We start from the raw sequence: 26296 nt of genomic DNA, 5'->3' as shown, positions 1-26296 counted from the left end.
TGAAGAAACTATGGCCCTGAAAAATGTTAAAACTAACAGAATGGGCCATAGTTATCGAGAGTGCCCCGTCTTTTTACGGGGTTACTTATACAGTGTTTCCCGCATTTGCACTAATACCAACTCAATCTGTTCTTTGTTGGGGACATTGGGTAGCGTGCTGTTCTCATACGCCGCCTCAATGTCGGCCATCAGTGAATCGGCCATTGCCAGCAGATCGTTGTATTGGTATTCACCGGTTTTAATGGAAAGTAACTCCTGCCGGTTTAACCGTTTTACGTTCAATGTTCCCTGTTCTATAATTTCTTTCGCTACCTGCAGTAGCCTTATGGTGTGCATCATGTTCTTGGCATCGTACCCTTTACCATGTTCTGCATTACCCAGGTAACGGTGCTCATTACGCTTTTCAACCCATTCCCAGTACTCCTTATAGTCTTTGCAATAAGAAGAATAATGTTCCAGGTTAAAGAACAGATAGGCTACTTCTTTTTCGCCTTTAGGTATTGAGGAAAGCGATACCTCATTGGCCAGTTCACTGCTCATTATACCGCGGTACCGGTGAACATTATTTTCATCATAGAACAGGGCATACAATCCTTTTGTATGGGTGATGTTTACAAGGCCACACCTTTCCTGCACATAATTGTTTTGCGCCAGCCATTCGGTTAACGGAACCGACTGATGACCCTGCATTATAAAACAAAAATCAAGTACCGATTTTCTTACTTCATCAACGGGGTTAATGATCTTCTTTTTATAACCCCTTGCTTTTTTTATTTGGGTAAGGGCATAGCCCCCAAAGGTTTCTTTGCAAAGCTTCGACAGGAACATATTTATATGCAACCTGTTCATAATGGGGTGGCGGTACAATACGCAGTCTTCGGGCGATGCCAGCAGCTCGAGTATATTGGGATTGTTCTTTGTTAATAACTCAACAAAACGCCCCAGTTCATAATACACTTCATCGCTGGTTTCATTGCTTATTTGCGGAATATATTCCAGTCCGTAGAATTGCGCCTTTGGCAAATAGTAAACACCTTTAATGTCTGTATCAGACGTGGGCGTATTTAATCCATATGCCTTACTGCCGCTGATGCATTCAAACAACAGCAACCCCTGTTCCTTTATATCATTTATGGTCATACTTTGTAATGGTGTTTACAAAGAATTCATCCAGCCGTTCGGCATAGAAAGGTTCTTTGGGAAGTTGTTTCGATGCTTCATCGATGCGGGCGAACTCCTGGTCAATATATGTTTTCAATTCGGCATCTATGTTTATTATAAAGCCTTCGGCAGCGGTTGACTTAACGGTTATTAACTCACTAACCTGTTGTTGCAAATGTTGCGGCAAAAGCGTCATAAGCGGCCCAATGGTCATGGGTGCTATACTTTCCTTTTGGAGGCACCATTTGGCTGCCAGTAAGGGCCTTAGTACATAGAACAGTTTTTTGATGGTTATTTCGCTGCCATTGGTCATGCCGGCCAGTGCGCCCTGGGCTATACCAAGGTAGTGATGAATATTGGAACGCCGGCTGAAATAATGCTGGCACAACGCCCATAGGTCTTCTTTAAAGCCAGGCTCCTGGCGGTAAATAATGGGCGATTGCAACCACTCAAAAGGGGTAACGTTCGATTTGCGCATCAGCTGCAACACCTTGCGAATGTCCCAGCCATACATGTCTAAATCGCCGCTGATGGCGAAGTTGAGATCGTCGGTGCGTTCCATTACAGAAAGATAGTAGCGATAAGGACGCACGTATATAAACCGTACATCAAAATCGCTATCGGGGCTTGGAAACTCCCAACCCCGGCTACCCGATTCGCACGAGAACAGGATCTTTATGTTGTGTTCTTTTTCAACTGCCGCCAGCTTATCTAATATCAGCTGTTTCATACTATTCTTTTTTATAAATGATCTTACCCTGGTATTCGCCAAGGACCACTTTGCCATAGATTATTTTCGTCCAACCATTTTCGAAGCCATGGTTATTGGCTATTAAAAAACCTTTGTTGGCATCTTTCTTCACTACTTTATGCGCATCGATGTATCTGCCTTTTACTTTACAAAATACAATATCGCCAATATGGTAATCATCTGCCTTTACAAATGTTAGCAAACTTCCGTTTTTCAATATCGGCAACATGGAGCTGCCAAACGCTTTTAATTTTCCGCTTCCGGCTACATCGAGATCGGCTTTAAGCCTTTCATACTTATTCATGTCTTTCTAAAAAAAATATCTTATGTGATTCTAAGGAAATGAAGTAATATGTAGGAAGAGTCTGTATTTTCCTGCCTCCTACTTCTTATTTCTTACTTCATGTTCTTCGTGACTCAAACTTTGTTTTTAATATCAGCGCATTTATATTGAGTCTAAGTGCCCCCGGTGGGATTCGAACCCACATACTCATCGCTGAGCTGCATGGCTGTAAATACGCTTCCCTACTTTACTGAATGGTATTCGGTGCACTGTAAACTCTACCCATAATTTCGCATAGATATTACGGGAATGTCCACACACGCTGCGGTCCCAATTTTACCGCAGGCTTTTCCTTTTAAGCTACAGGGGAGTTTGGAAGTAAGAAGTAGGAAGTATGAAGTAAGAAGAGGTTGAATTTCGGGTTTTCCTACTTCTTACATCTTACTTCCTGCTTCAGTTACTTAAAACAAAAATTATTCTAGTCTATCAATAGCTTCGTCACTGCCGCCGTATTCAATGCCCACTCTTTAGTGTATACTTCATCGGCTTGTGGAGTTTCAACCAATTGCAGATTTTGGGCTTCGGCCTTTATTTGCAACAACTCACCAATGGTTAGTTTGCTTTCCAGTTTTTTCAGGAACAAATCCACATTTCCACCCTGCAGGTTGGCAACGATCGCTCCGCCGAATTCCATTTCCAACCAAATGATCTCGCTTTTTTGCACATCCAGTATACCAAACACCAAACCTTTGCTAAGGTTATTTACAATACGCACCTGGTGTTGTACACAAGATGGGTCGTAAGCCACACCGGTAGTACGTGAAATTTGCATTGGGTGTTTGCTGTTCATCCAACCTACCACAACGGTATTTGAAATAGCGCCCGCACTAAAAGCATTGCAGGTGAAAGAAACATACTTCGCGCCTGCCTTTTGCAGTTCAGGAATATTTATTTCTATATACTCTGCAGTACCAATTTTATCGGGTATGCTCACAAAATCACCACTGTGTTTACAACCAGTGGTAACCAGGTTGTAATAAGAGCAGGCATCTGTTTTATCGGCATATGCAATTTGACAGCTCAGGTCCATATCTAAATGCATAGCAGGTAAACCAATACCCCATTGCATAAACAAACGAACGGTATCACCTTCTACGGCAAAGCGCGTACCCATTAATGCGGCCGACATATCCTGCACCGTAGTACCGCGGTCGCCAATAGAAACCGGTATCTTGTACAGCATCGGTTCTATATACATGGTTTTACCTTCAGGTTTTACTTTGGCAAAACGCTTTCTAACAGTTTCTATACACAAGCCTTTGACAGCTTTTTTCATTTCATCGAGGTCTTCAACGCCATACAATTTCAGCAGGCGGTTAGGCGCTATGCTTTTATTGGTGCCGCCAAGCGGTTTTACCACACGCTGATTGTTATGGTCGAAATAATTATCGGCATACATGCTCAGCGTAAACAACAGGCGGGCCGGTACTTTGTCTATTATTTCGCTAAATGCATTGATGGTAACATCGGTTCCAAACCAAAGCATATTGGCAAACAAAGAGCGTGCAAATAAACCCGGACGCTGTTTCAACAAGCCAAGAGTTGTGGCCGCATCATGGCGAAGACGATACTGATCAACCTTACCCTGCCATACCTCGTATTCTTCTTTATAGAACTTATCTAACAGATCGCGCAGTTTATCGTAACCTTTACGTTGACTGTATTCAGCCAATCGTAATGCTCTGATGAAACGTACCCAAATACCCCGTTTAGGGTGCATCATTTCGCACATCTTTGCCGTATCGGTTTGCAGGTTGTTCAGCCAGGTGGCAACCATTAAACAATCTTTACGGATATATTTCAACTTTAAGGCGGCTTTTTCCTTCAGCTTTTCTGCTGCGCCATTTCCTTTATGTATAAGGTGCCGGTTGTTCTTTGCTTTGCGATTGATAATTGTGGCTGGTTCAAGTATCTGCGCAAACCCGGTATGTTTGTACCACAGGTAACGTAAGATATCGGTTGGTGAGCTAAAGAATTGCTGTGCTTTTTCGGGCTGGTTCTGGATCACAAAAACATCTATCACGGCCATCAACGTTTCCTTTATACCTATGGTTACATCGGGCAAAGGAAATTCTGTCAGCAGGATCTTCAGGCTATCGGTTTGCGTTGCATCCAACGCGGTTTTGGAGGTCAGCAGGTCTTTCAAAAATTTACCAGCATCTTCACGGTGCCATAACTCCAATACCTTTTGTTCACTACCTTGTTTGTAATGTTCAATTTTACCAAACTCAAACGGTGTTTTACAGTATGGGCAACCGGTATACCGGTTCAATGGGAACGTATTATCGGGGATAATATGTCCGCATGGTAAGGTGGTGCCGTTTGTTTTGAACACATTGGCAAAAAAAGTAATTATATGATCGAGTACTGTTTCGTTGGTAGGCACATCCCAGCCTTTTACCAGGGGTGTCCAGTTCTTGTTCACACCGGTTACATCGCGCAACATGTCAAGCACTTCAAGTTGATAGCCGGGTGTGGCATTGTTCAATGCCGTCAGCAGGTTTTCAGTAACACCAAACCCCAGGCTGGCTAAATTGGCTACTAACAAACTGGTATTCCCTGTAAGAGAATTGAATTTGTTGACAATAGCTGTTTCGGGAATAAATATGGCCTTTTGACGAAGGCTCACTTTTAATAACGCATTCATAAGACTAAGTTTAAAAACCTGGTAATTTTGCTGCTGAACCAAATAGAAGTAAGCAACAGTTGACCAAAGTTTGTGAAGCAGGTTGGATTCGAACCAACGACACATGAATCAATAAGAAGTAAGTACTAATTGACCAGGGTAATTTTTAAACAGATCCAAATGTTGAAGTATGTTTAAATTGACCGCCAATAATTTTAGAACTTTTCATTGCTCTACCACTGAGCTACTGCTTCCCCACAAAAACGGTAATTGATTAAGTTTATTAAAGTTAGAAGTAACTTATTCTTGACCTGCTTTTGATATAGCAAATATGCACATACGCCTGCGCAGCGTATTTGCGCAATAGGAAATTATTTTCTTCTTTGTTTTTAAATGTTTGAAAAACAGTTGAATAAAGCTGAAAATAATTGAAATAATGAAAAAGTAGCGCATGGCTGCGCAGTTCTATTGCGTAGTAAAAAGCGGCATATTATATTTACTGCACCAAAACCGTATATGTCGATAAATAAACTGGCCCTGATTCGGTATAAAACCATTGACGACTGTTTACGTAACAGGTATCGGAAATGGTCGTTAGATGACCTTATTGAAAAAGTAGCGGATGTTTTGTACGAGCTGGAAGGAATTACCACCGGCGTAAGCAAACGCACCATTCAGATGGATATTCAGGTAATGCGTAGTGATAAACTTGGTTATAATGCCCCCATTGTTGTAACCGACAGAAAGTTTTATGCCTATAGCGAACCCGATTACAGTATTACCAATGCCCCGGTAAACAAAGCCGATGTAGAAAAAATGAAGGAGATCGTGGGCGTGCTGAAGCAGTTCAATGAGTTCAGCTACTTCGATGAAATGAGCGATATGATAGCCCGGCTGGAAAATAACCTTTACCGCACTACGCACCAAGGGCGTAACTATATACAGTTTGAAAATAACCGGCTGTTAAAGGGGCTTGAGCATATTAATCCTATTTACCAGGCCATATTAAATAAGCGATCGTTGCTGATAGAATACAAATCATTTAAGGCGCTCGCCAGCCAGCAATTGATCTGTTATCCTTATTTGATGAAGGAATACCGCAACCGCTGGTTCCTGATTGCGCGGGCCAAAAAGAAGAAAATGTTATTCACCCTGGCCCTCGATCGTATTATCGAATTTCAGGAGCTGGTAAAAGAGCCGTTTGTTGAAGAAGAGAAAATTGACTTCGACCATTACTTCGACGATCTTATTGGCGTTACAAAAACGGAAAATGAAAAAGCGCAGCGGGTGGTATTGTTTATTGACAAACACAATGCGCCGTATGTGCTTACCAAACCCTTACATCATTCGCAAAAGGTGGTAAAGGAAGATGAGAACGGCATCATCATTCAAATAAACGTGGTAGTGAATTTTGAGTTGGAAAGAGAGATCCTTGGCTTTGGCGAATGTATGAAGGTGCTGGGGCCGCGTATGTTGGCGATGAAGGTGAGTAGAAGGTTGAGTAATGCAGCCGGGTTGTATGGAGGGAAGTTGACGGGGAGTTGACGAGTTAACAAGTTGACTAGAAGTTGAAAAGTTGATGGCGGTGATAAAGTTGATAAAGGAAAAGGCAAGTAGTAAGTAGCTAGTGGCGAGTGGGAAATACAAGCTGCCCTGAGTTTCGGAACAATTGTCGATTGCCGGGTAACGCGAGTCTCGAAAATAAACGACCATTTCACGTTTCACGTTTGCCGTTTTACGAAAAAAGCCCCTGATATTCACAGAGGCTTTTATTATTTCAAAAGGAATTTTATTTAACAAAAGTACCAGTCACTCTCGTCTTATTGCTGGTAATTACCAAATGATAAACACCGCTGGCAAGTTGCGAAAGAACAGGAATTGTTTGCACCGCGGTACCGCCGTTGTGCTGGTAGCGGGTTGAAGATACTGTTACTCCGGCGCTGTTGACCACTTGCAATGTATAGGCGCCTGCTGATAAGCTGGCTTCAAACTGAAGCGTATTGTTTTTTACCGGGTTGGGTTGTACGCTCACATACTGCGTTGCATTGTTGTTACCTTTAAGCGATACAATAGATGAATAACGTACGTTGCCCGCCGCTTCTTCAATGCGAAGGCGGTAATAATTAACACCCGCTAATGGCGATGCATCGGGGTAATTATAGCTATGGCTTCCATTTGTATTGGTTGCAGTTACCGTGGCAAGTGTTGCGAATTTACTGCCATCTGCAGATCGTTCGATTATATAACGTTCAATACTGCTTTCATCGGCTACCTGCCAGTCGAGCTGAACGGCGGTATTTTTCCATTGCGCGGCAAAACGGGTAATGGTAACAGGCAGTACAAACCCAGGCGAGGTAACAAAGTATGGTAAATAATTGTCTTCTGAATAATAAGCAATGGCGGCGCCGGTTCCCGAGCTGATCATACTTGCATGACTGCCTAAATTTTCGCCAGTATTAACAGCCCGCACCGGCGTGCCCCAGGTTGTACCGCTGGCATTGGTAGCGCGAATGAATTTTAGTTTGTAACTGGTGGCGTCATAATAAGAAACAGCCGGATAGCTATTCATTATCTGCAGGGAAGGGTATGCGCCCACATCTGAAGTTGCATCGAGTGTTAACGCAGTTCCCCAGGCGGTTCCGTTGGCATTGGTAGCCCGAATGAACTTCAGGTCTCTGCCTGTTAAATAATAATAAGCAATAGCCGGAAAGCCATCTACTATTTGCAGGGAAAGATGATCGCCAACATTGTCGTTATCTACCGTTATTGGCGTTCCCCATAAGGTTCCATTGGCATCAGTTGCCTGAACATATTTCAGGTCGCCATTAGTGTTATCAACATAAGCAATAGCCGGAAAGCCATTTACCATCTGAAAGGAAATTTGTGTAACCTGAGTATTTGTTCCGGCAATAGTTATGGGTGTTCCCCAGGCTGTTCCATCGGCGTTAGTGGCACGAATGAACTTTATAACCTTGTTGGTATTGTCGAAATAAGCAATAGCCGGTAAGTTATTCACTAACTGAAGACGGGCGTAATAACCAACGTCGGCAGTTCCGCCATTATCCACAGTTGCCGGTATACTCCAGCCTGTTCCATCTGCATTAACAGCCCGAACAAACTTCAGATCGCCGGTGGTAGCCGTGTAATAGGCGATGGCCGGATTTCCATTCACCACCTGTAAAGATGGGTACAGACCTGTATTGCCGATAACATCAGGAGATTTCTGTGTTGCCCATGTAAATCCGCCGGCATCATTGGCCCTTGCATATTTCAGATCGTCATTGCCGTCGTCATAATAAGCCATGGCGGGGTTGCCATTTACCAGCTGTAAGGAAATGTAGAGCCCTGTGATGCCTACTACATCAAATGTTTGCGGCGTAGCCCAGGTTGTTCCGTTTACATTAGTGGCCCGTACATATTTTAAGTCGGTATTGTTTTGGTCGTAATAAGCGATGGCGGGCATGCCATTTACTACCTGTAAACAACTGTATGTTCCTGTGGAGCCGGCTGCATCGATTAATACAGAGGCGCCCCATGATGTTCCATTTACATCGGTGGCCTGCACATAGCACGCCCGGCCGTAAAGAAAGCGGAAATATGAAATAGCAGGTAGCCCATTTATTACATTCAGGGAAAAATAAGCGCTGTAGCCCATACCCGTATTTACCGGAGCGCCCCAGCCGCCGCCATTCGCATCGGTAGCCCTCACAAAATACAGGATTTCGTTGGTAGCATCTGAATAGGCTATAGCGGGAAAACCATTTATTGTTTGCAGCGAGGAATACAGGCCAACGCTGGCAGTTGATGCATCAACTGTAAACGGTACGCCCCAGCTGCTGCCGTTGGCATCGGTAGCACGTACATACTTTAAGTTGCGATTGGTAACGTCATAATAAGACATAGCCGGAAAGCCATTAATTACCTGCATAGAGATGTAGGTTCCTACGTTATCCGTTCCACTACCATCTACCGTTACCGGTGTGCCCCATGAAGTTCCATTGGCATCAGTAGCCTGTATGTATTTCAGATCGCCGTTGGTAGCGTCGTAGTAAGCAATGGCGGGCAAACCATTTACTACCTGCAGCGTGGCATATTCTCCAATATTGCCTGCTGTTTGTATGGTAATTGGTGTACCCCAGGCCGTGCCATTGGCATTGGTAGCTCTTACAAAGTTCAGATCGGCGCGACCCGAATAGTAGTAGGCTATGGCAGGGAAGCCGTTCACTATTTCCATAGACGAATATCTGCCAACACTACCCGATGAATCAACCCAAATGGGTGCGCCCCATGAAGAACCATCGGCATCATTCGCCCGAACATAGGTCAGGTTCGTGTGCGTTTCGTCATTAAAAGCAATGGCCGGGTTGCCGTTCACTACCCGTAGTGAGGGGTAGTACGAGCCAGCTTGTCCGCCTGTGCCATCAAAAGGGTTAACTACGCGCACAGGTGCATTAAAGGTTTGTGAATGGCTGGTTTGTACTGATAAAAGAATTAGAAAAAACAAAATACTAACAGGGGGTGCCAGTTGCATAGGTCTGGCGTTAGGGTAAACAGACTTCATAGATAAAATTAAGTTACAGTAATTGAGGGATCACTTTATTAAGGGCATTTCAAACGCAAATTTTATGCTAAGAGCCGGGTAGAAGCGAGTATGTGACTAAGAATGTTATTGTTGGTGATTGATATAATTATAACCGTTATATGATGGCGAAAAGGGTAATGGGTTTGGGTAGAAGGGGTTATTTGTGTATTGGTGATTTGATGTTTTAAATTGACGATTTGATCTTTTAAGCTAAGGTTTAAAGTTTCAAATTGATGATTTGAATTATTGAATCATTGAATTGATCTTTTGAATAATGATTCAATTCGTTTAACCATCGATTTCATATTATGAATGGGTCGGTTTGATCTTTTAAGCCATCGTTTAATAATTCAAATTGACGATTTGAATTATTGAATCGTTGATTTGATCTTTTGAATGACAGTTCAATTCATTTAACCATCGATTTAATTTTATGAATGGGCAGTTTAATTCTTTTAAGCCGTCGTTTGATCTTTCAAATTGATGATTTGAATTATTGGATCGTTGATTTGATCTTTTGAATGACAGTTCAATTCATTTAGCCATCGATTTAATTTTATGAATGGGCAGTATAATTCTTTAAGCCATGGTTTGATCTTTCAGGTTGACGATTTGAAGGATTGAACCGTTGATTTGATCTTTTGAATGACAGTTCAAATCATTTAACCATCGAATTAATTTTATGAATGGGCGGTTAAATTCTTTTAAGCCGTCGTTTGATCTTTCAAATTGACAATTTGAATTATTAAATCGTTGATTTGATCTTTTGAATGGCAATTAAATTCATTTAACTATCGAGAAGGGGTTTTAAAGTCAATTTAGGATAACAAATAGCGTTAGAAATATTGACGACGGTCAGGGTTTGAAGATTAAAATATGCCGCTAAAAGTTCAGTCACTAAGTAGTTCTACCTAGGAAATGTTGCCAAGTGTTGCCAAATGTTGCCAAAATTTGGAAGTCGCATGCTGGCCACCGTATCTTCGAATTGTCAATTGATCGCCGGTATAACAAGCGCAAGAAAATAAGTTCCCGACATGTCTGCTAATTAGCTCCTCCGTTCCGTGAAAATAGGATGTTTGCATTCCGGTCTTTCTGTTTTACTATGATCTTATGGTAGTAGTATAAAGGATCCTGCAGAAGCGCAGGGGTCGCAGCCATTCTTATGCCTTACCTATTCTTTATTGGCCAATTCTCTGGTTATCCTCCTGTATAAGTAGCGCGTGTTCAAAACCATTTTTTCACTGTTAAATTAAGTATCATGAAAAAGAAGATCATTTCTTCGTTTATATACTGCCGGGATGGCGAATTAGTAAAAATCACCCGCCGGATCCTGGACAGTATGAAGCAGAATGCCAGTTTCCCAAATGCAGGTCCCTTGCTGGAGCTGATAGAAAAAGCGCTGGAACAATATGCAGCAGCCCTATCAGCTGCCGGTGGCCGCGACCGGGTGTTGGCTTCTATTAAGGATGACAAAAAGACCGCGCTGCAACAATTGCTTACAGAGTTGGCTTATTACGTAACCCAAACGGCTAAAGGTGATAAAAGCCTGCTGCTTGCCAGCGGTTTTGATATCAATGCCGATAAAAATCCGTCGGAAAAACCTGCGCCTAAACTTGAGGTTAGTCTTGATGTGCCTGGTCAGGCTACGATCCGCATACCACGGGTAACAGGTGCAAGGGCTTACGTACACCAGTATACAGCCGATCCGTTAACATCACAAAGTGTTTGGATGAGTGAGACCTCACTTAAGCCCGAGCACACCTTTAACGGGTTTGGGTCAGCGGCTAAGATCTGGGTAAGGATCATTGTCATCAACAAAAAAGGCGAGTCAATATACTGGGAACCGGTTTCCCGTATTGTTCAGTAAGCCTTTTGTTTCGTTAAGGTCCGGGCCGGCAATGGCCCGGACTTTTTTTATGATATGCCCAGGTCTGCACTGTTGGGAAGTTTGAATTTGCATATAAGCCAACCCTTTGGTCGCTATTTAGCATTGGCCATTCACCATTGACCAGAATAAATTTGCGCAACCGATCAGGTTGCGTGTATATTTGCAACCGAACGGTTGCTAAATTGGCCGTTCTGTTCTTATGAGACGCGACGTATTTCAGGCTATTGCCGACCCAACCCGCCGTGCAATTCTTAGTTTGCTGGCTGTACAGGCCATGACCCCCAACGCCCTGGCCGAGAATTTCAATACCAGCCGGCAGGCTATATCAAAACACATCAGGATCCTTACCGAATGTCAACTCGTAACCCAGGAACAAACAGGAAGAGAGATCTACTATTACTTTAACGCTAAAAAACTTAAAGAAGTGGACAAATGGCTTCAACAGTTCCGGGCACAATGGGATACCCGGTTCTCACAACTTGACACTCTATTAAAGAACATTAAAAACAAAAAGTCATGATGGTAACTAAAGAAACAAATTATGCTACCGATGCTTCAAACAAAAAGCTATTGGTTGAAAGGGTTTTTGATGCACCGGTTGAAATGGTATGGAAAGCCTGGAAGCAAAGCGAACTGTTAGATCAATGGTGGGCGCCCAAACCCTGGAAGGCCAATACCGTATCGATGGATTTTCGTGAAGGCGGTAAGTGGTTCTATTATATGGAAGGCCCCGATGGTTCACGCCATTATTGCAAAGTTGATTATAAAACTATTGTTCCCAACAGTTCATTCAGCGGTTATGATGGCTTTGCCGATGAGAAGGGAAATACCTTAACCGAGCCGCCTGGTATGGATTGGAAATGTGTGTTCAAAGCTGAAGGTGATATAACAAAAGTTGAAATAGAAGTTACGTTTGCTTCAGAAGATGATATGAAGAAGATCATTGAAATGGGCTTCAAAGAAGGTTTTGCTATGGCCCATACCAACCTCGACGAATTGCTGGCGAAACAATAATATTTATATAAAAGGGCGGGTCGCTCTTAATGTGTAGGGAGGGTACTCCGCAGCTGGCGGAGTGCTCTCCCTTTTTCTTTCACCGTTAGTAACGTACATATTTAACCTGCGGCATATAGTCACATACTCACCTTTAGTGTTAAACTAAAAACTATAAACTGAGAACTATAAACTTTGTTTTTTTGTAGCTTTAGCAACTTAAATACCTCATCCATGGCTAAAAGCGCAAAAAAAGCAAAACCAAAGCCTAAGCCTGACACTACTTCAAATACCAAAACTGAAACCATGACTACTCAAGGATTAACTGCTAATTCCCTTGCAACAGCAGAAGCCCCCCATTCACAACCGGTAGATGTTACTTTTAATTTTACCAGTGGCGTTGGACAAGCCACCGCAGTTCTCTTTCGTAAAGGTGTTTTGATCAACATGCAAAGTATTAGTAAAAGCGGCAATGTTAACTTTTCTGAAGTGCAAAGCGGAGATGTGATCTCTATAAGTGGCGTTTGCGCCGGAAAAGCCAATGTTGCTATTAACACACCTACAACCCCTGTTACACCCGAACAATTCAATGCCGGATTGATCATCGCAGGTTATTTAGTTAATTAATAAAAAGGTAATATGACTGGAAAGTTTTCCGTGCTAACGGCAGGGTTACTTATATGCCTGTGCGTACAGGTGAAGGCGCAACAAAAAACACCCAACCCGGTGTTTACTGCCGATTCTTTGGCCACAGGTAATTATAAAGATGTGCTGAACAGCTTTTTTCAATTTGCATTTGAAAGAATGACAAGTCCCAACAAAGAGCTAAAGTTCACCGGTACCCCATTTGCTGTAATGGCCAAGCTCGACACTACCTTGTTGGTCGATACCCTGTATACAAAATACAGAGCGCTCAGGAATCTCAATTACATGGTCTCTTTACGGCTCGATACTTCTTTTAGGTTCAATGGATTTTCATCGGGTATAAAATATGCCATTATCAACAAACGCGATGAAACTGTGTCGCGGGTATTCCTGAACACCGTACGTAATCATGCCCGGTCGAAACAACTGTTTGCACTAAACGATCTTATTATGGCAAAGATCTCAACCATGCCTAACCCGGCTGGTGCTATTATGGAGTATACCGGCTTCAGGCAAGGCATAACAAATTTCAATGCATTGAGCCAGTCTTTGCAGGATACTATTCTGGCCGTAGCCGCCTCAAGCGATGCTACCCGCGGGCTGGGCGAAATATTAAAACGCAACAGTGATTTTAACCTGGCGCAAACGGCCGATAGTATTTACCAGGACCTTCGCTCAAACTTCAACCAGAACTTGCTTTGGACGGTAGGTGTTACTGACACTACATATAAGGATCAGTTGATGTTCTCCAATATTGTAATTCATACAGAGCTAATAAAAGGGTTGAACAAGTTTAGTACAAGCAAAAATGATCTTGAGTTGAACATCAGGTCGCAATTACAACTGGCCGATGATACCCTGCAGCTAAAGCGCGATCTGAAGCGGGCCGTTTTTAATTTTGAACCGGGCATTAACTGGGCAATAAAAACAAGGCATACCCGCAAAAGCTACCTTGAATTAAAATTCAGCGGCGGCTATTTTTATAATTTCAGTCAGCTATATGCCGGTGAAGAACGCAACCGGCTTTTCTTCAATGGCACAATTAGAATAAGGGTGATGAATGATATTTGGGTGCCGGTTGAATTTAAGTACGAACCAAAGAACGGCAACCTGTTTGGCTTTATTAATGTGAGGGCGAATTTTAAGGCGCTGGCCGGCGCTGCGAGGATGTTGTAAAGATGAGTTGACGAGTTAACAAGCGTGATAAAGGCAATGAAAGTATTCCCCTCCCCCCACCGGGGGAGGGGCCAGGGGCGGGGCCAATGTATCCCTTTTCCCAGTCTCCCCTACGGCGCATTCTTAAACGTAGCCGGCACACCACCATCAGTGTCATAATGTGTAGGTGCTTCGCCGGTACCATCCCATGCATCTATAAGAATAGAAGAGGAGAGTTTGCCGCTGGTTAATCCATTGGGGTTCTTTAAAATCAGGCCGCTGCTTCCTGAAAATACCAGCGGAATGTTCATGCTGCCAAAGCCTTCAAGCCCTACCCCCAGCGTACGTGCAGGGTCGAGCGAACTACCGTTGCAGGAAGTTCTTTTTACCCGCACGCCTGTGATCACTTCTTTTATATTAAGCCATATTCTGATAGTTATACCATCTGCCGACTCCCATTTTTTGACTTTGAAACCGTTGACGCTTGGAGTTGTTGGTGAGTTCATGGGTTGCATGCCCGATGAGGCAGGAAGCGAAACGCTGGTTGTGGTTGCGCATGTACCAGGTTTAGGCGGAGTAACAATTGTTGCGCTGCCCGATAATGTAAAGCGGGCCGCCGTTCCAGTGGCCAGGGTGTTTTCCTCAGATAAAATGGGTGTTACGTTTGATGGGCATGGTTGGCCAAATCCGCGGTATACAAGTTCAAATAAGGTTGTTTCTTTTAAAGGTTCTTTAGTGGTTGAGTTCAGTACGCCACCCTGAAAGCGCTCGTACAAAAATTTCCCGGTGAATTTTCGCAGGGTCGCCTGGGCGATTGTTTTTCCATTGGCCTGTATATCTATAGCGCCTGAAATTGTTTCGTCTATCTTACAGCGAATGATCGTGGGGGCCCACAGGTCAACTTCAACCGCGGTGCTGTTAATGGTTACAGATCGTTTGTCTGCGCCAGGATCAGCGCCAAAGGAGCCATACATATATAACCTGCATTTTCCGCCGTTTGTGGATTTCATGTCGTCTTCATCAACCTGCAGATAGGCAACGTTTTTATTCGATACTACAGTGATATTTGAAATGAGCATGAATTGTCCTTTGCGATGCATTTGAATATTCACTACTATGGCTTCCGGATTTGCTGCGGGTACTTTCTTCGGCGCCGTGTAAGAAGCAACTGCACCGCGTGGTGCCAGTTTTCCTTCGCCATGGTACGTCCAGCCTTTGATCTCATCGGGCCGCAGCTCACGCGGCGCTGTATATACAGGTGTGGTTGCTTCACCTTTGGGTTGGTCATCGGGATCTACATAGGGAAACCGGGTTGTAACTTTCAATGCTACTTCTTCTTCGGTATTTACTATTTTTTCAGCAGGTGTAAGTGTCATGCTTTTAAAATAACCCCAGTCGCTAAAATGAGTGGTGGTGACTGTTAGGGTACGCTTTGTGCGGTCAACTATAGTAGTGTTAAGCGCCTGCCAGTCGCCTTTTTCATCCTGAAAGGCAACATCCAAAAATTGCGGCAAGGTGTTCAGGGTATCTTCTGCTTTATAATTAAAAACAATAGTTACGGGTTTGCTGAACCGTTCGCCATGTGGTAAAATGCGAAAAGCCTGTCCAATGCCGCCAGGCAATTCATTGCCGATGGGTTGAATGCTTAATTCTTTGGCGGCGCTTAGGGCGCCGGCGGGAATGATCACCCGTATGCGGCCATCGGCGCTGGCCAGTTCGCCACCCTGGGCGTCAATTGTTTTTTTAACTGCAGTGCCTGCGGGTGAGCCTACCGGTGTTTGGGTGTTGGTGTCAATGGGTTCATCAAGCGCACTGTTCTTGCGCCCGCATGAGCATATTAATAATATGCTAACTGCTGCTATTGCCGCGGCAAATGAAAAATACTGTTTCATGATTGGCTATAATTAATGTGACTGCAAGCTAGGCCGGCAAACAGGGCCAGGCCAGTACAGCATTCATTGATTGCGGTTAGTGATGCATGAATTGAAGAAAGGGTGAGCAGACAGAGCAGAAAGAGCAAGCTTTAAATATCTTTAATTATCTTTCATTTTAATGATTGTTTAATGCATTTAAATCCAGGTTTCAGTTATTTTTAAAGTATTAAAACTCGTCCGGTTAGCCGGTCTGATTCTTCATTTGTTATATAACTAATTAAAATTCAGTTAAATAAAAATGTTAACATTCACGTTTTAATTTGATATTATTTACTTAACATTGTGCTTTAAATAACTTAAAATACATTTAATTCATTTGCCGAAACTAAATGTATTTGTTATGATAGAAAATGTAAGACGGCAAACACCTGCCACAACGAAACGATTGTTCACTGATTTTTCACGCTCTAACCTTGCTATATGAGATCAAGTTCTTTCTTCAGGCAATTAATGCTGCCCACCATATTTGTGGTGCATGCTTTGTTCCTGCTGCTGGCATCACCCACAGGAACATATGCGCAAACCAAACAGCCCATTAAGATCGAAGGGCAGGTACTCGATGATAAAGGCACACCACTGTCAGGTGTAAATATTACCATCAAAGGCGCCAGTTCAGGTGTAGCAACCGACGGTGATGGCAACTTCATAATTGACGCACCAGCCGAAAGCGCTACCCTGGTATTTTCTTCCATTGGCTACGTTACACGCGAAATAGCTGTAAAAAGCACAACAAAAAACCTTTCCATAAAACTGCAGTCGGCCAGCAGTACATTAAATGATGTTGTTGTAATTGGCTACGGTACACAGAAAAAAGTAAACCTAACCGGTTCGGTTGAAAATATTGGTGCAGCCCGCCTGGCCGACCGCCCGGTAACGCAATTGTCGGCTGCATTACAGGGCATAGCGCCCGGCGTTACTGTAACCACTGCTACCGGCGCCCCCGGCAGTGATGCCGGCACCATACGTATTCGGGGTATTGGTACACTTAATAACGCCAACCCGCTCGTTTTAATAGATGGTATAGAAGGCAATATGAATGAGCTCGATCCCAATATGATCGAAAGTATTTCGGTGTTGAAAGATGCCGCATCTTCTGCTATTTATGGTTCCCGCGCTGCCAATGGCGTACTGCTGGTAACTACCAAAAGAGCAAAAGGCGAAAAGCTTACTATTACTTACAATGGTTACATGGGTAAACAAACACCCACCAATTTACCCGATAAAGTAGATGCACTCGATCATATGCGCATGTTGAACGTGGCGTATAAAAACACAGGCATAACCCCCGTATACACCGATCAGTTTATTGAAAAGTACAGCCAGGAAATGGCCAATAATCCCGATCTGTATCCTGATACCGACTGGCAAAAAGAAGTGTTGAAGGGCTCGGGTATGATGCAGAACCACTCGGTAGGCATTAGCGGAACATCGGGAAAATTGCGTTTTCTAACTTCATTAGGTTATCTGAAGCAGGATGGTATTATAAAATCATCTTCATTCGAACGCTATACCCTGCGTAACAATGCCGATGTAAAGTTCAGTAATAAGGTAAGCATGAAGCTCGATCTGCAATTGATAAACCGTAATACAACACAGCCTGGTCGCGGTATGACAAACGTGTTCTCCCAAATGAACCGTATTCCTGCAGTACAGCTTGGCCGTTTATCTGATGGCAGATGGGGCGAAGGCTGGAATGGGAATAACCCGATAGCCATGGTAGAAGACGGCGGTACCTTGAAAAATAATACGCTGAGCCTGCAGGGAAATTTACAGCTGACCTATAAACCCGTTAGCTGGTTAACGGCCGACCTGGTAGCAGCACCCCGTTTCGTAAACTCTTACGACGACAATTTTATAAAAGCGGTAACCACCTACACAGGCGCTGGTTCGCCTTTAATACCCCAGCCGGCTAAAAGCGAAAAAACAAATACCAATGCCCGCTCGTATTATGGTAACTATCGCGCCAATATAACCGCAGATAAAGAATTGGGCGAACACAGTATTAAGTGGTTGGTGGGTGCATCAAAAGAAACCTATTACGCTTCTGACTTTACCGCCTTTCGCGACAACTACCAGTTTCCCGATTATACAGTACTTAACGCTGGCGACAAAAGCAATCAGCAATCATCCGGAACCGCTTCTGAGTGGACGTTGCAAAGCTTTTTCAGCCGTATTAATTATAGCTTCAAAGGACGATATTTGTTCGAAGCCAACGCCCGGTACGATGGCTCAAGCCGCTTTGTTGAAGGGAAAAGATATGGGTTCTTCCCTTCTTTCTCGGCCGGCTGGCGCATTAGCGAAGAAAATTTTATGCAAAACCTGCGCAGTGTGGTCACCGATCTGAAATTCCGTGGAAGCTGGGGAACATTGGGTAACCAGAATATAGGTACCTACCCTTTTGCGTCGAACATTGCATTGGGCTCTTATACAATGGCCGGACAGGTTGTTTCGCTTGGCGCCCTGAACGATATGAACAATGAAGAAATTACCTGGGAAACTACCACCATGACGAATGTGGGTGTTGATGTAACGTTGTTCAAAAACCTTTCAATCACGGCCGACTGGTACCGGAAAATTACCGACGATATTTTAATGACCCTTGATATTCCTTTATACATTGGGTTGAACGCGCCGTTCCAAAACGCGGGTAAAGTAAGCAACATTGGCTGGGAGTTAGGCATTAACTACAATGGTCGTGCTGGTAAAGATTTCACCTATGGCATTGGGTTCAATATCTCAGATGTGAAGAACAAGGTACTCGATCTAAAAGGTATCAGTGTATCGAATCTGTTGCAGAACCGCGAAGGATATTCCATCAATTCAATTTATGCACTGGAAGCCGATGGATATTTTCAGTCGCAGGATGAGGTTGCTAACCATGCAACACAAATTCCTGGAACCGGCCCTGGCGATATCAGGTTTGTAAATCAGAATAAGGATAACATCATAAATAATGATGATTATAAAATTATAGGCAGTACCATTCCCCGCTATACCTATGGCCTTAACCTGAATGCAGCTTACAAAGGCTTTAGCTTTAATGCCTTTATACAAGGTGTGGGCAAAGCCAATGGCTATTTATATTCATATGCCATTCAGCCATTTTATAGCGGTGGAACTGCACATGAAATACATAAGGATTACTGGACACCCGAAAATCCCAACGCACAGTTTCCCCGCCTTACCTATAATGATAATGGTAACAACTATCAGCCTTCCGGTTTTTGGATGAAAAATGCGGCTTATGCCCGTTTGAAAAATATTCAGTTGGGGTATTCATTGCCGGTATCGCTCATTAATAAATGGGGCATGAATGCAGTGAAGGTGTATGTAAGCGGCCAGAACCTGCTTACCCGCGATAAATTCTGGAAAGGGTACGATGTGGAAACGCCTGTAGGAACGGGTAATGCTTATCCGCAGGTGAAAGTGTATACCGTTGGTTTGGACATTAAATTCTAAACATCCTTATTTACAAAACATGAAACGTACTAGCACTATAATATTGTTTGCCGGTATTGTCGCCGGAATAGCGGCGTGTAATAAATCGCTTGACAAACTGCCGCTCGATAGCCCCTCTTCAGAAACATTTTATAAAAATGCTACCGAAGTGGAAATGGGAATTATAGGTTGTTATAAATCATTAAACTGGAATTTAAAAGATGCCCGCCCCTGGCCGGTGATGCTCGATAATGCTTCTGATATCAGTTGGAACCGAAGCGCGCATGCAGTGCAGGAGCTGGGCAATGGTACCGCCACCAGCGCCAATGGTTCGGCAGAACTTGCCTGGACGCAGTGTTACAAATCCATAGGCCGCGCCAATTTTTTGTTAGATAATATTGACAGGGCTACCGATCTTACTGATGTGTATAAAAGCCAGGTGATTGGCGAAGCCCGTTGGATACGGGTATTCAACTATATGCTGCTTACAGAATTGTTTGGCGATGTACCATTGGTGACAACAAGTATTACATTGGCCGAGGCTACACTGGAAAGAACGGCAAAAGCAGAGGTGGTGAATTTTATTTTAAAAGAGCTGGATGAAGCGGCGCCTGGCCTCCCCGCATCGAATGTAGGGGTGACCGGCAGGGCTACCAAAGTTGCGGCCTATGCGTTGAAGGCAAGAGTAGCATTGTATAATGCGCAGTGGCAAACGGCAGCCGATGCTGCAAATGCAGCAAGGGCAATAGGTAAATACGGGTTGTATGACAATTATGGCAATCTGTTCAATTATGCTGGTGAAACCTGCAAAGAGCAGATCATCTCCCTGCAATTCACAAAAGGTATTGTTTCACATTCAAACAGCAATTTCCTTTCCTCGCGCCTGGCAGGTGGGGTGGCCAATGAAGTGCCTACACAACAAATGGTAGATTCATACGAATGTACCGATGGGCTTACTATTGATAAGTCGCCACTGTACAATCCATCGAAACCATTTCTGAATCGCGATCCGCGGCTGGCCATGAGTATTGCGCTGCCCGGTAGTACTTATTATGGCTATCAGTTTGAAACACATCCTGACAGTTTGAAAGTATGGAACTACAATGTAACGCCGGCTGTGCGGGTTAATAATACCGACGCTACTAATCAGTACGCCACTTTCACCGGCTATATGTGGCGCAAATGGACCGACATAAAAGATATGAAAGACGATGAGAACTGTGAAGGCGATATTGCTCTTTTTCGCTACGCGGAGTTGTTGCTCACTTATGCAGAGGCAAAAATTGAAGCAAACCAAATCGATGAATCGGTATACAAAGCATTGGATTCAATAAGGATAAGAGTGGGTATGCCTGTTGTGCCACGTTCGCAAACGCAGGCCTACATGCGTTCGCTGGTACGTCGCGAACGTAAAATAGAGCTGGCCAACGAAGGGCTGCGCCTCTTTGATGTTCGCCGTTGGAAGATTGCCGAAAAAGTAATGAAAGGCCCGCGGTACGGCCGCAGCCGTACTACCTGGCTTACTTCGGCGCCAACGCTCGATGAGAACAGTACTCCCGATTACAGCAGTGTTTCAAACACCAGTGTAATGCGCATTATTGAGAATATGGTGTTTAATGCCAAACGCGATTACCTGTGGCCGGTGCCTAATGTTGAAGTGTTGACCACAAAAGGCCTGGTAAAGCAAAACGATAACTGGTAAGCGTAATTAGCTAATGTGCTAATATGCTAATGCTTGCCCGTCCGAAGCCTTGGCGAAGGCGGGTGCTAATGAATACAAAATACAATAGTTTATGGTGAAGCAGTTTGTTCTTTGGTTGTTTATGCTGGTACCCTTTTTTGCAGGGTTTGCACAAACGGACAGTATCCAACCCGTTCTTAGTGATCCCAATGCATGGACGGTAGTGGTATTGCCCGATCCGCAGAATTATGTAAAGTTCAAACGTAATCAGCCATTGCTCGATATTATGATGAACTGGATCGCCGGGAACCAGGAACGGCTTCATATAAAAATGGTTTTGTGCACCGGCGACCTGGTTGAGCACAACAATATCACCAACCCTGATGGAAAAAAGATGGACCAAACCGGTTTGCAGCAATGGGAAACCATTGCTGCAGCCTTTGGCAAAATTGATGGCCGTATACCCTATGTGGCTGCCGCAGGCAACCACGATTACAATATTTTCAGTTACACCCACGAACCCAAACACACCAACTATCCAAAATATTTTACACCCGACAAGAACCCGCTGAACAAGCAAATGCTAAGGGAGTATACAAACAATCCCGATAATACACCCAGCCTCGAAAATTCCTGTTTAGAGTTCACTTCGCCACAGGGCAAACCATTTTTGTTTATGACCGTTGAGTTTGCCCCGCGCGATACCATTTTACAATGGGCAAAAAAAGTAGTGGCCCAACCGAAATATAAAAACCATACAGTGGTATTGCTCACACACGCATTTCTTAATTATAAAAATGAACAAACGGCAACAGCGCGGTACGATTTAAAAGATGCTAATTACGGCCAGGCTATCTGGCAGAAATTAGTGAAGCCTGCAGGTAATATACAAATGGTGATCTCGGGACATATTGGCGAAAAAGACGATGCCCGCAAACATGTGGGCTTTAGAACAGATAAGAATGATGCCGGTAAAAACGTACAACAAATGACCTTCAATGCCCAGGCTATGGGTGGCGGTCATTACGGCAATGGGGGCGATGGCTGGTTGCGCATACTGGAATTTTCACCCAATGGCAAAGCGGTACAGGTAAAAACCTTTTCACCCTTCTTTGCTATGTCGCCCAGTACAAAACACCTGGCCTGGCGCAGAGAATCGTTTGATGAATTTTCTTTTGAACTGAATTGATTGCATAAAAGCGAAATGGAATGCTTGCCACACAAAAAAAGAATTGGTTCAATGATAATCGCCGCTGGTTTATAGTGGGGATCATATTTGTAACGATTGTGTTTAATTATGTCGATCGTCAAATGGTGTCGATCTTAAAGCCGTTATTGAAAAAAGAGTTTACGCTCGACGATAGTGGGTATGCTTATATCGTAAACATCTTCACCATTTGTTATGCTATCATGTACCCGGTATCGGGCTGGCTCGTTGATAAATTCGGCGCCGGTAAAGTTATGTTGTACAGCATCATACTATGGTCAGTAGCCTGCATTGGCGGCGGCATCAGCCGGTCGGTGACGCAATTTTCGTTTTTCAGAGGTATGCTGGGCATGGCAGAACCGGCCAATTTTCCGGCGCAATTAAAAACCGTTACTGTTTGGTTTTCGGGCCGGGTGCGTGCAACCGCCAACAGTCTTTGTGTGGCGGGCAGTTCTATTGGCGCCATTATAGCACCGCCTCTGATAGCCTGGTTAACACTGGCATTCAGTTGGAAAACTGCATTTGTTATTTGCGGAAGCGTGGGATTGCTGATCGCATTGTTATGGAAGATCATCTATCGCCAACCACCAATAGAAGTAACAAAAGGCGTGATGCAGTCGGAAGGGCGCGATGCATCAGAAAAATTCACCTGGCGGCAGCTGTGGACCACTAAAAGTTTGTGGGGTGTGCTGCTGATAAGGTTTGTAAGTGACCCTGTATGGTATTTCTGTTTGTTTTGGTTGCCGGGGTATTTGCAGGAAGGGTCGGGACTTACATTAGCGCAAATAGGTTTATTTGGCTGGATCCCTTTTTTAATTGCCGATGCAGGCAGTATTGCAACCAGCGCCTGGAGCGATAAAATGGTGCGCGGTGGTAAGCAGCCATTGCGGGCCCGTAAAATAATGTTAACGGCAACGGTGGCCATGGCGCCTTTATGTGCATTGATCAATTACCTGCCCGGTGCTATAAGCACGTTGATCGTGTTCAGCCTGGTGGCTGTAATGGCCCTGAGCTGGCTGGTATCATTAAGTGTGGTGGTGGCCGAAGCATTTCCCGTACATAATGTGGCGAGTGTATTAGGTATAGCCGGCGGTTTTGGCGCATTAGGCGCCGTGCTGTTCAATTATTACGTAGGCCAAATGATGGGCAAGCTGGGAGCGGGAAGCATATTTATGATCATGGCGGTGCTGCATCCATTGGCTTCTTTGATATTATGGACTATGGTTAGAAGAGAGAAGGTCCTGAGCACAATCGAAGGAACTGATCCGAAAGCGTTGAGCGCAGTCGAAACGCTGGAACAGGAGTCGTAAAACGTGAAACGTGAAACGGCAACGCTTTATCTCGAGCCTCGTAACTGTTTTCAATATTTCGGGTGTTGCAAGGCCATAAGCGATCTCGAAATTCGTGAACCCTTTCACGTTTCATCCGCCGGCTGGCGGACCGTTTCACGACCAATAGTTAAAAAAGATAAACTAAATATTATATGAAAACTAACTTACGAACAATCAAAGAACCTGCAAGAGAGATACCCGTACGAACACAGGTAGACGTACTCGTAGTAGGCGGCGGCCCTTCGGGCATAACAGCTGCTATGGCGGCAGCAGAAGACGGATTGAATGTATTGCTGATAGAAAGCCGCAGTTTTGTTGGCGGTAACATGACCATCGGGTTGCCTATTCTTGGTTTTCTGGGTCAAAAGGGCAACCAGATCATAAAAGGGTTACCGCAAAAACTAATTGATCGTTTGAAGGAGCGCCAGGCGGCAAGCGAACATCGTCCCTGCCCCTTACATATGAGCTTAACGCTGGTTGAGCCGGAGAGTGTAAAAACAGTAGCGCTTGAAATGTTACGCGAAAGCAATGTATATGTATTGTTCTATACATTCTGTGCCGGTGTGGTAATGGAAGGCGATGAGCTGAAAGGCGTTATTATAGAAAGCAAAGCCGGCCGCGAGGCTATTCTGGCAAAAGTAATTATCGACTGCAGCGGTGATGCCGATGTGGCTTACCGCGCAGGTGTGCCTTGTGAATATGGCAACGACCATGGCGGTGTGCAACCACCCACCCTAATGTTTTGCTTAGGCGGTGTAGATACAGAAAAGCTTCGATTAAGTGTTGCCCAGGAACCAAGAACGTATTTAACCGATTTTATTCCTGCTGAATATTTTGGTCAGAACAACCAGTTTGTGTTGGTAGGCATGCGCAACCTGGTGCAAAAAGCACAGGCAGATGGTTTAACGCTTACCACCGAACGTACCATCCTGATCACTGGTTTGCGTAAAGGCGAAGTGTGGGTGAATATGACCCGCGTAAATGGCGTTAATGGTACCGATCCCGAAAGTTTGACCCATGGCGAAATAGAAGGCCGCAAACAGATCTACGATATCCAACGCTACCTGATAGAATATGTGCCCGGTTTTGAGAATGCATATTTTCTAAAAACAGCGCCCTTCCTTGGTATTCGTGAAACAAGACGCATCAATGGTTTGTACACCATGACCCGTGAGGATATTATGGGTTGCCGTCATTTCGATGATGCCATTGCAGTGGCCAGCTATCCGCTCGATATACATCACCCACAGGGCGGTGGTTGCACGTTGGAATGGTGTGGCGATTGTTACGATGTTCCTTACCGTTCACTGGTTCCGCAAAAAATAAAGAACCTGCTGGTAGCCGGGCGTTGCATTTCAACTACGCACGAGGCTATGTCGGCCATTAGGGTAATGGCGCCTTGTATGGCCATGGGCGAGGCTGCCGGTCGTGCTGCAAAACAGGCAGTGAGAAAAAATATTCAGCCTGCAGATGTAGATGTTCAGCAGCTGCAACAGGAATTGATAAGCAAGGGCGCTTACCTGCGCTTAAATAAGGAAGCGACTGTATAAATAATTAACATGAAAAACACAAGCCACGAGAATATGGCTTACCGCAGGCGATTGTTAAAGGGGTTGGGCGCGGTTGCTTTAACCCCTTTCCTCCCTGCGGCCACAATGGCAACAGCTAGCCGCGCATTTATAAAAAGCAATGGCAATCACAAAGTGCTTACCTGCAATATACGTGTAGCCTTACCCGAAGACGATGCAAAAGGCCTTGGTTGGAACGCGCGCCGTGAAGTGTGCGTGCGGCTTATAAAAGATCAGCAGCCCGATATCATCGGTTTTCAGGAGGTGTTGAAAGAACAAGCTGACTATCTGCAACAGCAGATGCCGAAATATAGTTTGTTTGGTTTTGACGGGCCCGAAATGGATGCAAACCCAACCGGTTATCATGGCATTGCCAAGAACCCCATAATGTGGTTAAAGCAACGCTACGAATTGCTGGCTGGCGGCACCTATTGGTTGTCAGAAACGCCATTGGTGGCCGGCAGTATGTCGTGGAATACGGCACGGGCGCGACATGTGAACTGGGTGCGCCTGCGTGAAATAAAAACCGGTAGGGAATTTAGAGTAGTGAACCTGCACCTCGATCATAAATCGGCCGAAGCTAAAGTGCAACAGGCAAAACTGATGGCAACGGAAAGCAGTCAGTACCAACCCAACTTTCCACAAATACTCACCGGTGATTTCAACTCAAGAGCGTCGAGCAATGTATTCGACAGTGTAAGGGCAGCTGGTTTTATTGATAGTTATGCAGCGTTGCATGGCGAAACCGATCCCGGCGTTACTGCTCATGGCTTTGAACCGGTTGACAGTCCAAAACTTACAGATAAAGGCAAGATCGATTTCGTTTTTTGCAAAGGCAATTGCAAGCCGCTGGTTGCGGGTATAATAAAAGACAAACCGAAAGGCATATTCCCCAGTGACCATTTTTTTGTGTCGGCGGAAATAGGTCTTATCTAAACTGACAAATAACAAGTTGCGCATCCCTGCCACCGTTGCTTTACCCGTGGCACAATT

General features: G+C 44.4%; 18 protein-coding genes. 12 read left to right on the top strand and 6 right to left on the bottom strand.

Annotated features, from left to right (window positions below; translation table 11 throughout):
- Window positions 1-81: 81 nt before the first annotated feature.
- The 4 genes from GGD38_RS15235 to GGD38_RS15220 all read right to left on the bottom strand — a co-directional run bounded on the left by GGD38_RS15235 (window position 82) and on the right by GGD38_RS15220 (window position 4902).
- Window positions 82-1140 (bottom strand): DNA polymerase beta superfamily protein, encoded by a 1059-nt coding sequence (locus GGD38_RS15235; protein WP_375297103.1) that lies wholly within the window; start codon window positions 1138-1140, stop codon window positions 82-84.
- Entirely contained in the window at window positions 1127-1891 is a 765-nt protein-coding gene (locus GGD38_RS15230) for a DNA polymerase beta superfamily protein (RefSeq protein ID WP_375297102.1), read from the bottom strand. The genes GGD38_RS15235 and GGD38_RS15230 overlap by 14 nt, the downstream gene beginning before the upstream one ends.
- Before the next feature lies 1 nt (window position 1892).
- Complete coding sequence (locus tag GGD38_RS15225; protein ID WP_375297101.1) at window positions 1893-2216, bottom strand: S24 family peptidase; 324 nt, start codon at window positions 2214-2216, stop codon at window positions 1893-1895.
- A gap of 457 nt (window positions 2217-2673) precedes the next feature.
- On the bottom strand, window positions 2674-4902 hold the full coding sequence (locus GGD38_RS15220; protein ID WP_375297100.1) for a hypothetical protein: 2229 nt from the start codon (window positions 4900-4902) through the stop codon (window positions 2674-2676).
- A 495-nt stretch (window positions 4903-5397) separates the two neighbouring features.
- Between GGD38_RS15220 and GGD38_RS15215 the strand changes: the two genes are divergently transcribed.
- Window positions 5398-6426, top strand: a complete 1029-nt coding sequence (locus tag GGD38_RS15215; protein WP_375297099.1) for a helix-turn-helix transcriptional regulator — start codon at window positions 5398-5400, stop codon at window positions 6424-6426.
- Between the two features lie 244 nt (window positions 6427-6670).
- Here the strand turns inward: GGD38_RS15215 and GGD38_RS15210 are convergent, their stop codons facing one another.
- Window positions 6671-9442, bottom strand: coding sequence for a T9SS type A sorting domain-containing protein (locus tag GGD38_RS15210; protein ID WP_375297098.1), 2772 nt, complete (start codon window positions 9440-9442; stop codon window positions 6671-6673).
- 1279 nt (window positions 9443-10721) lie between these two features.
- On the opposite strand from GGD38_RS15210, the gene GGD38_RS15205 reads away from it, so the two are divergent.
- The 5 genes from GGD38_RS15205 to GGD38_RS15185 all read left to right on the top strand — a co-directional run bounded on the left by GGD38_RS15205 (window position 10722) and on the right by GGD38_RS15185 (window position 14165).
- Window positions 10722-11330 carry a hypothetical protein gene (locus GGD38_RS15205; protein ID WP_375297097.1) on the top strand — a complete coding sequence of 203 codons (609 nt, stop codon included), beginning with the start codon at window positions 10722-10724 and terminating at the stop codon, window positions 11328-11330.
- A gap of 220 nt (window positions 11331-11550) precedes the next feature.
- Window positions 11551-11871: an ArsR/SmtB family transcription factor gene (locus GGD38_RS15200; protein WP_375297096.1), complete on the top strand. Its 321-nt coding sequence runs from the start codon at window positions 11551-11553 to the stop codon at window positions 11869-11871.
- On the top strand, window positions 11868-12365 hold the full coding sequence (locus GGD38_RS15195; RefSeq protein ID WP_375297095.1) for an SRPBCC domain-containing protein: 498 nt from the start codon (window positions 11868-11870) through the stop codon (window positions 12363-12365). Before GGD38_RS15200 ends, GGD38_RS15195 begins: the two co-directional genes overlap by 4 nt.
- Window positions 12366-12650: 285 nt before the next feature.
- On the top strand, window positions 12651-12971 hold the full coding sequence (locus GGD38_RS15190; RefSeq protein ID WP_375297094.1) for a hypothetical protein: 321 nt from the start codon (window positions 12651-12653) through the stop codon (window positions 12969-12971).
- 12 nt (window positions 12972-12983) lie between these two features.
- Window positions 12984-14165 (top strand): hypothetical protein, encoded by a 1182-nt coding sequence (locus GGD38_RS15185; RefSeq protein WP_375297093.1) that lies wholly within the window; start codon window positions 12984-12986, stop codon window positions 14163-14165.
- A 110-nt stretch (window positions 14166-14275) separates the two neighbouring features.
- Here the strand turns inward: GGD38_RS15185 and GGD38_RS15180 are convergent, their stop codons facing one another.
- Window positions 14276-16036: a hypothetical protein gene (locus GGD38_RS15180; RefSeq protein WP_375297092.1), complete on the bottom strand. Its 1761-nt coding sequence runs from the start codon at window positions 16034-16036 to the stop codon at window positions 14276-14278.
- Between the two features lie 462 nt (window positions 16037-16498).
- On the opposite strand from GGD38_RS15180, the gene GGD38_RS15175 reads away from it, so the two are divergent.
- The 6 genes from GGD38_RS15175 (at window position 16499) to GGD38_RS15150 (ending at window position 26239) form a co-directional block, all read left to right on the top strand.
- Window positions 16499-19537 (top strand): SusC/RagA family TonB-linked outer membrane protein, encoded by a 3039-nt coding sequence (locus GGD38_RS15175; protein WP_375297091.1) that lies wholly within the window; start codon window positions 16499-16501, stop codon window positions 19535-19537.
- Between the two features lie 19 nt (window positions 19538-19556).
- The gene (locus tag GGD38_RS15170; RefSeq protein WP_375297090.1) at window positions 19557-21218 is read left to right on the top strand and encodes a RagB/SusD family nutrient uptake outer membrane protein; all 1662 of its coding nucleotides are present in this window, start codon (window positions 19557-19559) and stop codon (window positions 21216-21218) included.
- A 91-nt stretch (window positions 21219-21309) separates the two neighbouring features.
- Window positions 21310-22386, top strand: coding sequence for a metallophosphoesterase (locus GGD38_RS15165; RefSeq protein ID WP_375297089.1), 1077 nt, complete (start codon window positions 21310-21312; stop codon window positions 22384-22386).
- A 20-nt stretch (window positions 22387-22406) separates the two neighbouring features.
- Entirely contained in the window at window positions 22407-23714 is a 1308-nt protein-coding gene (locus GGD38_RS15160) for an MFS transporter (RefSeq protein WP_375297088.1), read from the top strand.
- Window positions 23715-23887: 173 nt separating this feature from the next.
- A complete protein-coding gene (locus GGD38_RS15155) occupies window positions 23888-25285 on the top strand; it encodes an FAD-dependent oxidoreductase (protein WP_375297087.1) in 1398 nt (465 codons plus the stop codon).
- Window positions 25286-25294: 9 nt separating this feature from the next.
- Window positions 25295-26239, top strand: a complete 945-nt coding sequence (locus GGD38_RS15150) for an endonuclease/exonuclease/phosphatase family protein (RefSeq protein WP_375297086.1) — start codon at window positions 25295-25297, stop codon at window positions 26237-26239.
- Window positions 26240-26296 lie beyond the last annotated feature (57 nt).

Origin of the sequence: Niastella sp. OAS944 (genome assembly GCA_024809215.1) — a bacterium.
Lineage (GTDB): Bacteria > Bacteroidota > Bacteroidia > Chitinophagales > Chitinophagaceae > Niastella.
The sequence above is the reverse complement of the archived record's forward strand: the minus strand, read 5'-3'. Positions and strand labels throughout refer to the sequence as shown.